Annotated in this window: 17 protein-coding genes; 12 read left to right on the top strand and 5 right to left on the bottom strand. The window is 50.1% G+C overall.

Annotated features, from left to right (window positions below):
- Window positions 1-8 precede the first annotated feature (8 nt).
- Window positions 9-614: a tRNA 5-(aminomethyl)-2-thiouridylate-methyltransferase MnmM gene (gene mnmM / locus IEW11_RS10955; protein WP_188531112.1), complete on the bottom strand. Its 606-nt coding sequence runs from the start codon at window positions 612-614 to the stop codon at window positions 9-11.
- Between the two features lies 1 nt (window position 615).
- Complete coding sequence (gene mnmL, locus IEW11_RS10950; protein ID WP_188531111.1) at window positions 616-1,578, bottom strand: tRNA modification radical SAM protein MnmL/YtqA; 963 nt, start codon at window positions 1,576-1,578, stop codon at window positions 616-618.
- Between the two features lie 353 nt (window positions 1,579-1,931).
- On the opposite strand from mnmL, the gene IEW11_RS10945 reads away from it, so the two are divergent.
- Both IEW11_RS10945 and trmB read left to right on the top strand, forming a co-directional pair.
- The gene (locus tag IEW11_RS10945) at window positions 1,932-2,141 is read left to right on the top strand and encodes a hypothetical protein (RefSeq protein ID WP_188531110.1); all 210 of its coding nucleotides are present in this window, start codon (window positions 1,932-1,934) and stop codon (window positions 2,139-2,141) included.
- Between the two features lie 264 nt (window positions 2,142-2,405).
- Window positions 2,406-3,188 (top strand): tRNA (guanosine(46)-N7)-methyltransferase TrmB, encoded by a 783-nt coding sequence (gene trmB, locus IEW11_RS10940; protein ID WP_188531109.1) that lies wholly within the window; start codon window positions 2,406-2,408, stop codon window positions 3,186-3,188.
- Here the strand turns inward: trmB and IEW11_RS10935 are convergent.
- A complete protein-coding gene (locus tag IEW11_RS10935; RefSeq protein ID WP_229725161.1) occupies window positions 3,107-3,691 on the bottom strand; it encodes a phosphatase PAP2 family protein in 585 nt (194 codons plus the stop codon). The genes trmB and IEW11_RS10935 overlap by 82 nt on opposite strands.
- A 598-nt stretch (window positions 3,692-4,289) precedes the next feature.
- Between IEW11_RS10935 and IEW11_RS10930 the strand changes: the two genes are divergently transcribed.
- The 5 genes from IEW11_RS10930 to IEW11_RS10910 all read left to right on the top strand — a co-directional run bounded on the left by IEW11_RS10930 (window position 4,290) and on the right by IEW11_RS10910 (window position 7,211).
- Entirely contained in the window at window positions 4,290-5,531 is a 1,242-nt protein-coding gene (locus IEW11_RS10930) for a glycosyltransferase family 2 protein (protein WP_188531108.1), read from the top strand.
- A gap of 329 nt (window positions 5,532-5,860) precedes the next feature.
- Complete coding sequence (gene infC / locus IEW11_RS10925; RefSeq protein WP_188531184.1) at window positions 5,861-6,355, top strand: translation initiation factor IF-3; 495 nt, start codon at window positions 5,861-5,863, stop codon at window positions 6,353-6,355.
- A gap of 25 nt (window positions 6,356-6,380) precedes the next feature.
- Entirely contained in the window at window positions 6,381-6,581 is a 201-nt protein-coding gene (gene rpmI, locus IEW11_RS10920) for a 50S ribosomal protein L35 (protein WP_188531107.1), read from the top strand.
- A gap of 46 nt (window positions 6,582-6,627) precedes the next feature.
- Entirely contained in the window at window positions 6,628-6,987 is a 360-nt protein-coding gene (gene rplT / locus IEW11_RS10915; RefSeq protein ID WP_188531106.1) for a 50S ribosomal protein L20, read from the top strand.
- 80 nt (window positions 6,988-7,067) lie between these two features.
- Window positions 7,068-7,211: a hypothetical protein gene (locus IEW11_RS10910; RefSeq protein ID WP_188531105.1), complete on the top strand. Its 144-nt coding sequence runs from the start codon at window positions 7,068-7,070 to the stop codon at window positions 7,209-7,211.
- A gap of 30 nt (window positions 7,212-7,241) precedes the next feature.
- On the opposite strand, the gene IEW11_RS25335 is transcribed toward IEW11_RS10910, so the two are convergent.
- A complete protein-coding gene (locus IEW11_RS25335; protein WP_373289319.1) occupies window positions 7,242-7,301 on the bottom strand; it encodes a hypothetical protein in 60 nt (19 codons plus the stop codon).
- 305 nt (window positions 7,302-7,606) lie between these two features.
- Between IEW11_RS25335 and IEW11_RS10905 the strand changes: the two genes are divergently transcribed.
- Complete coding sequence (locus IEW11_RS10905) at window positions 7,607-7,897, top strand: 50S ribosomal protein L33 (protein ID WP_188531104.1); 291 nt, start codon at window positions 7,607-7,609, stop codon at window positions 7,895-7,897.
- A 4-nt stretch (window positions 7,898-7,901) separates the two neighbouring features.
- Here IEW11_RS10905 and IEW11_RS10900 read toward each other — a convergent pair whose 3' ends face one another.
- Window positions 7,902-8,369: a GNAT family N-acetyltransferase gene (locus tag IEW11_RS10900; protein ID WP_188531103.1), complete on the bottom strand. Its 468-nt coding sequence runs from the start codon at window positions 8,367-8,369 to the stop codon at window positions 7,902-7,904.
- A 521-nt stretch (window positions 8,370-8,890) separates the two neighbouring features.
- Between IEW11_RS10900 and ilvB the strand changes: the two genes are divergently transcribed.
- The 4 genes from ilvB to IEW11_RS10880 all read left to right on the top strand — a co-directional run bounded on the left by ilvB (window position 8,891) and on the right by IEW11_RS10880 (window position 14,029).
- Window positions 8,891-10,636 carry a biosynthetic-type acetolactate synthase large subunit gene (gene ilvB, locus IEW11_RS10895; RefSeq protein WP_188531102.1) on the top strand — a complete coding sequence of 582 codons (1,746 nt, stop codon included), beginning with the start codon at window positions 8,891-8,893 and terminating at the stop codon, window positions 10,634-10,636.
- Window positions 10,633-11,118: an acetolactate synthase small subunit gene (gene ilvN / locus IEW11_RS10890; RefSeq protein ID WP_188531101.1), complete on the top strand. Its 486-nt coding sequence runs from the start codon at window positions 10,633-10,635 to the stop codon at window positions 11,116-11,118. Before ilvB ends, ilvN begins: the two co-directional genes overlap by 4 nt.
- 206 nt (window positions 11,119-11,324) lie before the next feature.
- Window positions 11,325-12,317, top strand: a complete 993-nt coding sequence (ilvC, locus tag IEW11_RS10885) for a ketol-acid reductoisomerase (protein ID WP_188531100.1) — start codon at window positions 11,325-11,327, stop codon at window positions 12,315-12,317.
- 170 nt (window positions 12,318-12,487) lie between these two features.
- Window positions 12,488-14,029, top strand: a complete 1,542-nt coding sequence (locus IEW11_RS10880) for a 2-isopropylmalate synthase (RefSeq protein WP_188531099.1) — start codon at window positions 12,488-12,490, stop codon at window positions 14,027-14,029.
- Window positions 14,030-14,110: the final 81 nt, after the last annotated feature.

Raw genomic sequence — 14,110 nt, 5'->3', positions numbered from 1 at the left:
CCTCCAGATCAATTTGTTTTGGATTGTTTTCTCTTCTCGACCGCAATTAAATAAGGCGCTTGCGGCTTTTGCATCATTCGGTACACCGCAGCTTGCGCGATGGCCGAAGGAAGCGAGGAGGCCCAGCTATCGACAGCGTCGGCCTCTTCATCTCCGCCCGGATGGCCGGGATAGACGACGATCGTAAGTATGCCGCCCGGTCGCAGCAGTGCGAGTGCGGCGTGCAGCGCTTCCAGCGTCGTATCCGGTTTGGTGATCAGGCTGTGGTCGGCAGCCGGATCAGGCAAATAACCTAAGTTGAACAGAACCGCAGCGACCTTCCCATGTTGTTCAGGGGGAAGGACCTGCAGCAAAGTATCATGGCTTTGCTGCAGCAGATTAAGGTGAGGCAGCGTACCTTTGGGGCCCAATACGGTTTCAAGCCTGTGGCGGGTGTTGGCGATGGCTTGAGCTTGAATGTCAAAGGCATAGACGGTTCCCCTCGGACCGACAGCCTCAGCAAGAAATAGCGTATCTACACCGTTGCCGGCTGTGGCGTCGATGACGATGTCGCCGGTGGACACGCGCTCGGAGACCCAACGGTGCGCCAGGCTAAGCACGGATAACAGCCCCATTTTAAGTCAGCTCCCATAACCGGCCTTGCCACGTGTTGCGCTGCTTCAGCTCATTGTCGATGGCATTGAGGACTTCCCACTTTTTGAGGCTCCACATTGGGCCGATCAACAGGTCGCGCGGCGCATCGCCTGTGAGCCGATGGACAATCATCTCCGGCGGCAGCAGCTCCAGCGTATCGACGATGAGCTTGACATACTCATCCCGCTCCAGGAAGCGCAGCAATCCCGCTTCATACTGCTTGACCATCGGGGTTTTGCGCATGAGGTGAAGCAGATGGATCTTAATCCCCTGCACATCCATCTGAGCCACTGCGCGTCCGGTGTCCATCATCATGTCATGAGTTTCCTGCGGAAGCCCGTAAATGATGTGGGCGCATACGCGGATCCCACGCGCCCGCAGCTTCGCGACGGCCTCGAGGTAGCATTGCGTATCATGTGCCCGGTTAATCAGCGTGGAGGTCGACTCATGAATCGTCTGCAATCCCATTTCCACCCATAGATAAGTGCGTTCGTTGAGCTCGGCGAGATAATCGATTACGTCATCCGGCAAACAGTCCGGGCGAGTGGCGATCGAAAGGCCGACAACGCCAGGCTGCTGCAAAATGACCTCATAATATTCCCGCAGCTCTTCCACGGGTGCATAGGTGTTGGTGTAGGCTTGAAAGTAGCCGATATATCGGGCATTTGGCCATTTTTGATGCTGCAGGTCGCGTATTTTATTGAACTGGGTGACCAAGTCGTCCCTGCGGCTTCCGGCAAAATCGCCGGAGCCTCTCGCACTGCAGAAGGTGCAGCCGCCTGTGGCGATGGAGCCGTCACGGTTCGGGCAGGTGAACCCGGCATCAAGCATAACCTTGAATACCTTGTCCCCAAATTGCTGCCGCATTTCGTAATTCCAGGTATGAAACCGTTTCTCTCCCCATTGAAGCGGGGGATGAACGGCGGTAGAATGTAAGCTTGCCATGAAAGGATACTCCTTTTATTTCTCTGATGTGCCAGATTCCTCCTAGCGAATCGATCCTTCCTATTGTAACTGAAATGGATACCTTCTGCCAGTCATATAGGCGTCTTTGCCTGGATATGGCGCTTATCGATCAGTGATTTTGGGTAATCAATATTAAAGCGGTTACATGTATTTTATTGTTGGAAATTATTTTATTGAAAATTTGATTTTAGGCTTGCTGTACCTTACATGATATGTTATATTAAAAGTGCGACAAATCAAGGAATAAGCAGCTTTCCACTAACTCGTTCCACTCGTCATAGCAGGTTGATTTTCTGGGAATACTGTGAATAAAATTTACGAGGTGATGAGGAATGAATACAATGGTCAAAATTCCACAAGGCGATGAGAAAGTAACCGTCCAATTAACAGTCAAAGAATTGATGGCGCTTGCAGGCGTTCGTTTCCATGGCAACCACAGTCTTGAGGTAGCGGCGCGCAAGAAATTAAATGAAGTGCTTGAGGAAACGTATCATATCGAGTCGACACGCAAGGATACGATTCCGTATGATATGTTGAGTTAACTAAGATACGTAAGCAGCCTGGAGCATCTTGCTCCGGCTGCTTTTTTTTTTATGCCCGGCATGGGGGCTGGCGAACACCTCCTGCTCGAGCTGCTGCTTAACGAGCCGGTTGTAAAACTCATGCAATTGGATTAAATCGCGTTTTGTATAAAAGCGCCGATGCAAAATTCATCCTTTAAGGCAAAAGAGGCGGGATGGGGCTTTACTTTCCGGTCTTTCTTCGTCACAATAAGTCTAGTTTAATTTTATTTGGAGGACGATGTTATGCGCTTAAGAGGAAGAAAAGGGATCCGTGAAAGCTTGGAGGCACAGCCGGAGCTTGTCGTGCTCGAAGCGGAGACGCACAAGGGACGTTGGCATACATTTTTCGGCAATGACAAACCGATTCATGTCGAATTGGGCATGGGGAAGGGACGTTTCATCAGCCAGATGAGCGGCCGCTATCCGGATATTAATTTTATTGGCGTTGATATGTACGATGAGCTGATCCGCCGTGCAAGCGAGAAGGCTAGAGCGGTTTGGGAGGAGCGCGGGGAAGACCGTCCGCCGAATTTGGCGCTGCTGCGCGCGAATATCGAGGGGATTGAAGCGATGTTTGAGCCCGGTGAGATTGAGCGGATTTACTTGAATTTCAGCGATCCATGGCCTAAAAGCAAACATGCCCGCCGCAGGCTCACGCATCCGCGTTTTCTCGCGAAATACTGTGAGCTGCTGAACGAGCATGGCGAAATTCATTTCAAGACGGATTCGACGTCGTTATTTGAGTTTTCCCTTAACAGCTTTGCGGAGATGGCGCTGCAGCTGCGCAACATCTCGCTGGATCTTCACAAGGACGGCTTGCGAGAGGATCTCGTGCTGACCGAATACGAGAGCAAATTCGTCGAGAAGGGTCAAAATATTTACCGTCTAGAGGCGGTTATTGGTGAAGCCACGCTGCGCCGCTACCGCGAGTGGATCCAGGCGGCTCACGCAGACCACCACCAAGCGGAAACGAGCAGTGCGGTTAATGAACCGATCGCGCCTCCCACGGCAACATCGGAAGGATAATGCAGGCCCAGATACATTCTGGACCACGCGACGGACAAGCCAATAAGTAGTGCGATCGGAAGCAGAAGCGGCAGCAATGCCGCTTCTGCCATGATCAGCGGGATCACCCAGGCGAAGACGGCCGTTGTATGCCCGGATGGAAAGGACGGATCACCCAACGGCCGCTTGCCGATATTCAAGTTCTCAAGCGCCTGATAAGGACGAAGCCGTTTGAATTTCCATTTGACAATCGCAACCGGAATATGGCTGACGGCAACGGCAGTTAAGCTCTGCCAGCCTGCAGTGCTCCACGGATATGGCGCTAATAAGCCGATTAACAGCGCTGTCACCAAGGTGAAGGTTGCCCCTCCCATATGCGTGATGGTGCCCAGCCACCTGCTAAGCCACTTGTTTAACGCCATGTTTATAGGTCTGCGGTTTGCCCACAGCAGCATTCGCTTTTCTCCGATTTGAAACCAAGTTCGAATTCGCCCCATGATGGTTTCTTCAATAGGTTTGTTCATGGTCACCTCCACAGTAGCACCCGAAGTTGTTTCGTTAATCCTCTATTTATCATCATACCACAATCACTTTGATTGGAACCTATCGTTTTATAATTGCAGTGAATGGGAATTATGTTTATGGAAGGCGCTTACGGAATCATTTTATTAGAACGGATTAGAAAAATTTAAGGATTTTATGGGGAAACACTGCGATATTTTTAACAAATTGGTTAATGGCGGGCTGTAACCTTTACTCGAATAGAGTCGTTTATAAGGTCGGAGGAATTAAAAAGGCCGCAATTGGATGAAAATAAGAACAAAGTGGTCCAAATGCATTGCTGGATGGTGTTAGCTTTCCAATATGGTCACATTCTAGCCGCTTCTGCCTTAATTGGCTGAAATTCAAGTTTTGACAAATAGGTAAAAAGCGAGCAAAATCAGGATTGCTGAGCAGAAGCAGAAAGCACCTACCCGCATGAAAAGAAATGAGAGAGAAAAACTGTAGAAAACGGAAAGTAAGCAAAAGCAAGGAAAAGAAAACAAACAGAAGCAAGACACAGATTACAGAGAGAGAATAAAAAAAATTAAAAATTGGGGTCGCAAGGGGGCAATACTGAATATGTTAAACACGGTCTTAGTCTGTCTTCAGTTATTTATCGCGTTGTTTAGTGCGTATCAAATGTTTTTAACGTTTTATGGCTGGCGCCGGAAAAAACACGGTCCAGTGCATGCGCCGCAAAAGTCATTTGCGGTACTGATCGCAGCGCACAATGAAGAGCAGGTCGTGGGGGCGCTAATCGAGAATTTACAGAAAATGAAATATCCTCGCCACATGTATGACATCTTTGTGATTTGCGATAACTGTACAGACCGTACGGCCGATATCGCCCGCAGCTATGATGGCGTGTATGCTTATGTCCGCCAGAATGCCAATGAGCGCGGCAAAGGTTTCGCGATTGAATGGATGCTCGAAGAGCTGTGGAAGCTTCCGAAATCATACGATGCCGTCGTGATGTTCGATGCCGACAACCTTGTCAGCACTGATTTCCTGCAGTACATGAACGATGACCTCTGCAATGGCGAGCGCGTCATTCAAGGTTATCTGGACACAAAGAACCCGCATGATTCGTGGGTCAGCGCAGCGAACGGAATCAACTATTGGTTCTGTAACCGTCTGTGGCAGGTTCCGCGCACCAATCTGGGCTTTTCAAACTTCCTGGGCGGAACAGGCATGTGCTTCGAGACGAAACTGCTCAAAGAGATGGGATGGGGCGCAACAAGCCTCGTTGAGGATTTGGAGTTTACTGTCCGCTGTATTATGCGAAATATTTACCCTAAATTTAATTATGACGCCCGTGTTTACGATGAAAAGCCGATTACGTTCAAAGCTTCGGCCAGACAGCGTTTGCGGTGGATGCAAGGGCACTTCGACGTCGCCCGGAAATATTTCTTCCCGCTGCTGTGGCAGGGGATCAAGGAGCGGAAAGCGGCTAAGATCGATGCGGCCTTCTATGTATTCAATGCTTATACGTTCCTGTTCGGTTTCATTGTGACCGTTGCGATGTGGACCGCGCTGGCGCTGCCGGGCGAGCCGTTGTTCTCGTCGATTTATAACTATGTGCCGCTGTGGATCATGATTCCCTATGTGGTTTACTCACTCGTACAGTTCCCGATTGTTATGTATATGGAGCGGGTGCATTGGAAGAGTTATATCCGGCTGGTTACCTTCCCGCTGTTTCTGCTTTCCTGGTGGCCGATTACGTTCTATGCCTTTTTCACGCAGAACAACAAGCAGTGGAGCCATACCGAGCATACGCGTGTGATCCGTTTAGAGGAAGTGCAGAGCAAGCAGGCGGGGTAACATTGAGCTGCTTATCGTAAATGCGTTGACACGTGTTATAGATTCATGGTATATTGTTCTGGTGACTTTTTGAAAAGTTTTTATACTTGCAGCACAAGTAGAAGCGCCCGCTTCTCACCTGCCCGGTAGTGCCGGCTGGTTACGCGATGAATCGAACAAGCGGCATGGGATAACCGATGTCACTTGCTAACGGTGAATGGTAATGGAATGCGGGTCCGCGAGTCGGCCCGCATTTTTTTGTTGCAACAAACGGCGCTTCGCGCTGCAAACCAAAAACGAACATAAGCATAACGCTATGGAGGTGGAAGGTTATTAGTAGGGAACATCAAATCAATGACGAAATCCGGGCAAGAGAAGTACGCTTGGTAGGTGCGGAAGGTGAACAAATCGGGATCACGCCGATTCGTGAAGCACTTCAGATGGCAATTGATCTTAACATGGATTTGGTTAATGTCGCTCCGACGGCCAAACCCCCGGTATGCCGGATTATGGATTATGGCAAGTTCCGTTACGAGCAGCAGAAGAAAGAGAAAGAAGCCCGCAAGAATCAAAAGATCGTCGACCTTAAGGAAGTTTGGTTCCGTGCGAACATCGATGAGCATGACTATCAGACGAAGTTCCGTAACGTTGTCAAGTTTCTGAACGAAGGCGACAAGGTGAAAGCTTCCGTCCGTTTCCGCGGCCGGGAAATCGCCCATGCTGCCATCGGACAACGGATCTTGGACCGTCTGGCTCAAGAGGTTGCCGATATTTGCGTCATGGAGCGCGCGCCTAAGCTTGAAGGACGAAGCATGATCATGATTCTCGCTCCCAAAACTAACTAATTGATACCAAGGAGGACCACACACAATGCCTAAGATGAAAACACATAGCAGTCTGAAAGACCGCTTCAAAATTACCGGCACTGGCAAAGTAAAACGTTACAAAGCTTACAAAAACCACTTGCTTTCCGGTAAATCCGGACGTCAAAAGCGCGTGCTGAATAACCAGCCATTGATGGCTGCTGGCGACGTAAGCCGCTTGAAGCAAGGCCTTGATCAACTGAGATAATTATAGACCGACCAAATAAAGCAAAAACTACAGGAGGTTTTAACACATGGCAAGAGTCAAAGGCGGTTTTGTCCGCACTCGTCGTCGTAAAAGAATTTTGAAGCTCGCAAAGGGTTATTTCGGTTCCAAACACCGTTTATTTAAAACAGCAAAAGAGCAAGTGATGAAATCCTTGCTGTACGCTTACCGTGACCGCCGTCAACGGAAGCGTGATTTCCGCAAGCTGTGGATTACACGTATCAACGCTGCAGCACGCCAAAACGGCTTGTCCTACAGCAAATTCATGTACGGCTTGAAATTGGCCGGCGTGGAAGTTAACCGTAAAATGCTTGCTGACCTGGCAGTGAACGACATCAACGCGTTCAACTCGCTTGCAGGCGTAGCAAAACAAAAAATCAACGCGTAGTCATTTATGCGCGATTAAAGACCGCCGGTTGGGTGTTGCTACCTTGTAGTTAGCGATGCCGATTCGGCGGTTTTTTTGCTGTGGAACGGGCTTGGCGGGATGGCATTGGCGTTGTCAGTCCAATTGAAAAATGGTATGATAAACGAAAGAAAAGGGATCGGCTGCAACCGACCCCTCACACACAGGCAGACCGCTGGAAGAGCGGCGGCAGTGCTATCGTATAAAAGTAGACCGATAACCTTGGCTGGGGCGGTCTACTTTTCTTTTTTGGAGAAAGTAAGAATGAGAAGGACCAATGTCGCAAAAGAAATCATTAACGACAACGCTTGGTACACATCCACCCGGCATCACCTCCTTCCCAGGCATGTCCGAGAAGTTAACTATGGAGGATCTGCCGCCGCTTTAGCCAGCCTTTCCGCTGTGGTATCCAAATTATAACACGACTATAAAGTAAAATATAGAACAAATGTTCCCCTTTTTGATCAAAATAAAACAGGTATTATTTCCTGCTTTCGATAAAAAGCCCCCTAGTCCATTTTTTTAGGCATTGGATAACTGTACATGCGAGACCTCTATATCCCGAATACAATGCAGGAAAACGGGAAAGGAGGATTCTTATATGACGAATGTGACGAAGCAGGAAGCCCGCAGGCTGATAGGTAAATCGATATATGCGGTAAGAAAAGACGGTTCAGTGGTGACCGGCAAGCTTGAAAGAATTGAAAAGGACCGTTTGATCATTAAATCCTTCTCGAAAGGCAAAGGCAAAAAAATGCGCACAAAAGCGATATTGCCGCTTGTTTTGTTTGATCTGCTGGCAATTGGGACGGCTCCTTTCGCCTTTGGCCCATACGGCTTCGGAGGTTACGGAGGTTACGGTTACGGCGGCTACCCAGGCTTCTATTATTGACGCCTTAAACCGGTATTAAAGGATCCACCAATTGCTTTCTCATCTCATAACAGCGAAGCTGCTGAAGGTAGCCAGCGGTTCCATAGCCGAGCCGGGCATAGAAACGCATTGCCCGGTCGTTGCCTTCATCAACGAACACAGTGGCATGCCGGCACTCCTTTGAGAGGCCGTAAGCTTCGGCAGTCCGCATAAGCGTACTGCCGAGCTGCCTGCCCTGCTGCTGCCGGTCGACAGCCAGCATATTAATTAACAAAGCTTGATCTTTTTTGAGAACTTGGACAAACCCCAGAGGCAGCGACGACTTGCTTTTTGACGCGACAAAGGTAACGCCCTGCTCGAGACGTTTGGGGATTTCCCGAATTATTTTTGCGTCCCTGGGTTTTACCGTGTGCGAGAGTGGGATGAGCTCTGTGCGGATCAGTCGGATAATTTCGTTCCTGTCCGTGCGGGGCCGATAGGGCCGAATCACCATAGACGTTGCCTCCCATTATGCGGATTGGTTCATTTATAGTATGCGTAACCCTGTTTCAAACGTGTTTATACATAACTTTTTGTTCCATGGGGGGATACTAGTCTTGACGAATGGATTGGCAATGCATATAATTAATGCTAAGCATATACGACATCGGCAATGATGAGGACGAAGTGTTAAGGGCTCTTTTGCTCAGAGAGTGGACGGATTAGCTGAGACCGTCGCCAAAACCCCTTTTCTACGAGCTCACCTCGGAGCTGTTTTCCTGAAAAACCATGAATGGGCTTATTAGGGGAAATCGCAGGGCACGCGTTACAGTGCCAAAGGTATGGACGACTCGCGCGCACGCCGTTCTTACCTACTGAGGTTATACATTGCGAAATGTATGACAAATTTGGGTGGTACCACGGAAGATTCAACCTTTCGTCCCTCAACACAGTCTGCTGTGTTAGGGATGAAAGGTTTTTTTGTTGCAGATTATGATCCAAAGCCTTACAAAGGGCTTGGAGAGGAGGAAGACGATGAACGCACACAGTGCAACGCTTAGGTCGAAAGAAGAAATTATGGAAAAGCTGATGAAGCCAGAGGTCATTACCGGTTCGGAAATGTTACTTCGCAGCTTGGTCCTTGAGGGTGCGGAATGTGTGTTCGGTTATCCGGGCGGAGCCGTATTATTTATTTACGATGCTATGCATGGGTTTTCCGATTTTAATCATTTGCTTACAAGGCATGAACAAGGAGCGATCCATGCGGCTGACGGCTATGCGCGGGCTAGCGGCAAGGTTGGGGTATGTATCGCTACTTCGGGTCCGGGGGCAACGAACCTTGTCACGGGAATTGCCACTGCCTACATGGATTCAGTGCCGCTTGTCGTTATTACCGGCAATGTAGCGACATCGTTCATTGGTACGGATGCATTCCAGGAAGCCGATATCACAGGCATTACGATGCCGATTACGAAACACAGCTACCTCGTGCGCAAAGTGGAAGACTTGCCGCGTATCATACATGAAGCATTCCATATTGCAAATACAGGCCGGAAGGGTCCGGTACTTGTCGATATTCCTAAGGATGTTTCGGCGCAGACGGCGCTATTCCAGCCGGTCAAAGAAGTCAATATTCGCGGTTATAATCCGACGGTTCATCCGAACAAGCTTCAGGTTGAGAAAATGCTCAAAGCGATTACCGAAGCCGAGCGTCCGGTCATTCTGGCAGGCGGAGGCGTTGTATACTCCGGTGGACATGAGGAATTGCTGGAGTTCGTTACGAAATCGGATATTCCGATTACAACAACACTGCTAGGCCTTGGAGCTTACCCAAGCGGCAATGAACTGTGGATGGGCATGCCGGGGATGCACGGAACCTATACAGCGAACACGGCGATTCAATCCGCTGACCTGCTTATTAATATCGGTGCACGGTTTGATGACCGCGTAACGATGAAGCTGCAGGGCTTTGCGCCGAAGGCGAAAATTGTCCATATCGATATCGACCCGGCAGAGATCGGCAAGAACGTGCCGACGGATATCCCGATTGTGGGTGATATCAAGACGGTGCTTCAGCTGGCGAACAAAGATGTGAAGCGTGCCGATCATGCTGACGCATGGCGCAAGCAGGTTCAAGCCTGGAAGCAGGAGCAGCCATTGCGGTATGTGGATTCCAATGAAGAGCTGAAGCCGCAATGGGTTATCGAGATGATTCATGAAGCGACGAAAGGTGAAGCAATTGTAACGACTGACGTTGGTCAGCATCAAATGTGGGCAGCTCAGTATTACAAGTTTAACCAGCCGCGCTCCTGGATCACCTCCGGCGGACTAGGAACGATGGGCTTCGGATTCCCTTCTGCGATCGGTGCACAGATGGCATGTCCGGACCGTGTGGTTGTTTCGATCAACGGAGATGGCGGCATGCAGATGTGTGCGCAGGAGCTTGCGATTTGCGCGATCAACAATATTCCGGTTAAGGTTGCGATCATTAACAACCAAGTGCTTGGAATGGTTCGCCAATGGCAGGAGATCATCTATGACAACCGCTACAGCCATATTGATCTGGCGGGCAGCCCTGATTTCGTGAAGCTTGCTGAAGCTTACGGAGTCAAAGGCTTCCGCGCTACGAACAAAGAAGAAGCTAATGCGGCATGGGAAGAAGCATTGAAACACCCCGGTCCTGCTGTTGTCGAGTTCGTCGTACGTAAAGGCGAGAACGTGTATCCGATGGTTACGCAAGGAAACACGATCGATTCGATGATATTGGGGGATGCCGAATGAAGAAACATACGATAGCTGTACTCGTAAACAATCAGCCCGGCGTCCTGCAGCGCGTATCCGGCTTGTTCGGCCGCCGCGGCTTTAATATCGAAAGCATTACCGTTGGTACGTCCGAAGAGCCAGGTTTGTCCCGGATGGTCATTGTGACCACCGGTGATGACCATACGCTGGAGCAGGTGACAAAGCAGCTTTATAAGCTGATCGATGTCATCAAGGTTGTCGACCTTAGCGCCAACCCGATGGTCGGACGCGAGCTCGCGTTGATCAAGGTCAATGCCGAGCCGACAGCCCGCCCGGAAATTCTGGGCGTGGTCGATACGTTCCGCGCCGCCGTGGTTGATATCGGGACCAGCACCTTGATGGTGCAGGTGGTTGGCGATACCGAGAAAATCGATGCGATGGTGGAACTGCTTAAGCCATACGGCATTCGTGAGCTGTCCCGCACAGGCGTAACAGCCATGATGCGCGGTAACGCAAAGTAAATTATGTTATGAACTTGTCAGCTCTTCTCCGAATCACGGACAGGAGCTGCAGCATCTAACCACCGCTCTTTTTGAGCGGGGGCTTGAGTGGGAAAACGCGATCGCGACAAAAGCGGCTTCATACCTGTTTTATAAGCGATAGGGTGGTTCGTTGCCTTTCAAGCACCCGTTCAAAAGGGTTCAAATTAAAGGAGGCTTTTATTCAAATGGCAGTCAAAATGTTCTATGAAAAAGACGCAGATCAAGGCGTTCTGCAAGGTAAAACAATCGCAGTAATCGGTTACGGAAGCCAAGGTCATGCTCAAGCGCAAAACCTTCGCGACAGCGGTCTGAAAGTAGTTATCGGACTTCGCGCCGGTAAATCCGCTGAGAAAGCAAAAAACGACGGCTTTGAAGTACTTTCTGTTGCAGAAGCGGTAAAAGTGGCAGACGTTGTGCAAATCTTGATGCCGGATGAAACACAAGCTAAAGTTTACAACGAAGAAATCGCACCGAACTTGAAAAAGGGCGCTGCGTTGATGTTCTCGCACGGATTTAACGTTCATTTCGGACAAATCATTCCTAACAAAGATACAGACGTATTGCTCGTTGCTCCTAAATCTCCTGGTCACATGGTTCGCCGTACGTATGTAGAAGGCTTCGGCGTGCCTGGCTTGATCGCGATCGAGCAGGATGCTACAGGCAACGCACAAGCAATCGGTCTTGCCTATGCTAAAGGTATCGGCTGCACACGTGCAGGCGTAATCGAAACATCGTTCCGCGAAGAAACGGAAACGGATCTGTTCGGTGAGCAAGCGGTTCTCTGCGGCGGTGCCAGCGCGCTTGTTAAAGCGGGCTTCGAAACGCTTGTTGAAGCTGGTTATGCGCCTGAGATGGCTTACTTCGAGTGCTTGCACGAGCTGAAGCTGATCGTTGACCTGATGTATGAAGGCGGCTTGGCTTCGATGCGTGATTCCATCAGTAACACAGCTGAGTACGGAGACTATGTAACTGGTCCTCGCGTTGTAACGGAAGAAACGAAAAAAGAAATGAAACGCGTTCTTGAAGACATCCAATCCGGACGTTTTGCACGTGATTTCATCCTTGAAAACCAATCCAACAAAGCGATGATGACGGCAACCCGCCGCCGTGAAGCTGAGCATCCAATCGAGCAAGTGGGCAGCCAACTGCGCGAATTGATGCACTGGATCAAGAAATAGGCTACGTCATCAATCGATATTTCATAGAGCCATAGGATCAATCCCGGAACGACCGGAGGTCTGCCTGCCGCTTATTCTCTCTGAAGGGCGCGGTGCAGGCTTTCCGGATGTCCGGGATGCTTCTGTTCTTAAAGGAACGGTGTTTAAGTAGAGGCCCGGAGGTGTTGGATATGCGCAAAATATATATTTTTGATACGACGCTGCGTGACGGGGAGCAGTCCCCGGGCGTCAATTTGAACATGAATGAGAAGGTCGAGATCGCGCTGCAGCTGGAGAAGCTTGGTGTCGATCGCATTGAAGCAGGCTTTCCTGCCGCTTCCCCTGGTGATTTGGCGGGTGTAGCCGCCGTTGCAGGCGCAGTGAAAAATGCTACGATTATCGGATTGTCGCGCTCCCGCGAACAGGACATCGATGCGGTACGTGAGGCTTTGAAGGCTGCACAGGACCCTTGTATTCATTTATTTCTTGCAACTTCCCCAATTCACCGTAAGCACAAGCTGCGGATGGAAAAGGAGCAGGTGCTTGAAGCGGCTGAGCGGGCGATTCGTTACGCAAAGCAATATTTCAGCAAAATTGAATTTTCTCCGGAGGATGCCGGACGCACCGAGCTTGATTTTCTCTGCGAAGTGACGGATATGGCGATCAAGGCAGGCGCTACGGTTGTAAATATTCCTGATACGGTCGGTTATATGACACCTGCTGAATTCGGCAACATCTTCAAAACGCTGAAGGAGCAGGTACCAGGCATTGAGAAGATTCAATTGAGTGCGCACTGCCACGATGATTTGGGTATGGCGACGGCAAACGCATTGGCTGCTATCGTCAATGGCGCCGATCAAGTGGAAGGTACGATCAACGGAATCGGGGAACGTGCGGGTAATACGGCGATCGAAGAAGTGGCGATGGCTCTTGCGACTCGCGCTGAATATTACGGGGCGCAAACAACGTTGAATCTGAAGGAGATCGCCAAAACGAGCCGTTTGGTCAGCAAGCTGACCGGTATGGTTGTACCTGGCAACAAAGCGATTGTCGGTGCGAACGCTTTCGCCCATGAGTCGGGCATTCACCAAGACGGGATGTTGAAGGAGAAGACGACTTATGAGATTATTTCTCCGGAAATAATCGGCTTGAAAGAGTCCAAATTAGTGCTTGGCAAACACTCCGGCCGCCATGCGTTCCGCGAGAAGCTCATCGATATGGGCTACGAGCTGGCGGATGAAGCGGTAAATGCCGCTTTCGCGAAGTTTAAAGAGCTGGCGGACAAGAAGAAGAATGTCAGCGATGAGGATATTCGCGCGATGCTGGAAGAGAAGCTCGTTAATACGCCGGAAGTATATAGCCTTGAAGCGATTCAAGTCAGCTACGGCAATGAGTCGACGCCGAGCGCAACCGTGCGTGTTCGCAATGCTGGGCAGCTGCAGGAGAAAACGGCTGAAGGGAACGGCTCGGTGGATGCGATCTACAATGCCATCGACCTGACGACGGATGAGACGGTTGAGCTTGAGGACTACTCGATTAAATCGGTCACGCAAGGAAAGGATGCGCTCGGCGAGGTACATGTTGTACTGAAGCAGGATGAAGTGTCCGCACAAGGACGCGGTCTAAGCACGGACATTCTCGAAGCGAGCGCAAGAGCCTACATCGATGCGCTGAATCGATTGATCGACAAACGCAAATCACCGGGACGCCGGGATAAAATGAGCTTGATCTAAATACAACAGGGCATAACAATGCCGCTTCCTAAGGGTCCACCCGCGGAAGCGGCTTTTTGTGTGTTATAATAATCCCAAACG

Source organism: Paenibacillus abyssi (genome assembly GCF_014640295.1).
In the GTDB taxonomy this organism is placed as follows: Bacteria; Bacillota; Bacilli; order Paenibacillales; family Paenibacillaceae; genus Paenibacillus_D; species Paenibacillus_D abyssi.
This window is presented reverse-complemented; position numbering and strand designations above follow the sequence as displayed.

Coding starts and splice junctions, on each gene's coding strand:
- IEW11_RS10905 (WP_188531104.1), top strand. CDS start 7,607: ATGACGAATGTGACGAAGCAGGAAGCCCGCAGGCTGATAGGTAAATCG.
- mnmL (WP_188531111.1), bottom strand. CDS start 1,578: ATGGCAAGCTTACATTCTACCGCCGTTCATCCCCCGCTTCAATGGGGA.
- trmB (WP_188531109.1), top strand. CDS start 2,406: ATGCGCTTAAGAGGAAGAAAAGGGATCCGTGAAAGCTTGGAGGCACAG.
- IEW11_RS10930 (WP_188531108.1), top strand. CDS start 4,290: ATGTTAAACACGGTCTTAGTCTGTCTTCAGTTATTTATCGCGTTGTTT.
- ilvC (WP_188531100.1), top strand. CDS start 11,325: ATGGCAGTCAAAATGTTCTATGAAAAAGACGCAGATCAAGGCGTTCTG.
- IEW11_RS10935 (WP_229725161.1), bottom strand. CDS start 3,691: ATGAACAAACCTATTGAAGAAACCATCATGGGGCGAATTCGAACTTGG.
- IEW11_RS10880 (WP_188531099.1), top strand. CDS start 12,488: ATGCGCAAAATATATATTTTTGATACGACGCTGCGTGACGGGGAGCAG.
- ilvN (WP_188531101.1), top strand. CDS start 10,633: ATGAAGAAACATACGATAGCTGTACTCGTAAACAATCAGCCCGGCGTC.
- IEW11_RS10945 (WP_188531110.1), top strand. CDS start 1,932: ATGAATACAATGGTCAAAATTCCACAAGGCGATGAGAAAGTAACCGTC.
- rpmI (WP_188531107.1), top strand. CDS start 6,381: ATGCCTAAGATGAAAACACATAGCAGTCTGAAAGACCGCTTCAAAATT.
- rplT (WP_188531106.1), top strand. CDS start 6,628: ATGGCAAGAGTCAAAGGCGGTTTTGTCCGCACTCGTCGTCGTAAAAGA.
- IEW11_RS10900 (WP_188531103.1), bottom strand. CDS start 8,369: ATGGTGATTCGGCCCTATCGGCCCCGCACGGACAGGAACGAAATTATC.
- mnmM (WP_188531112.1), bottom strand. CDS start 614: ATGGGGCTGTTATCCGTGCTTAGCCTGGCGCACCGTTGGGTCTCCGAG.
- ilvB (WP_188531102.1), top strand. CDS start 8,891: ATGAACGCACACAGTGCAACGCTTAGGTCGAAAGAAGAAATTATGGAA.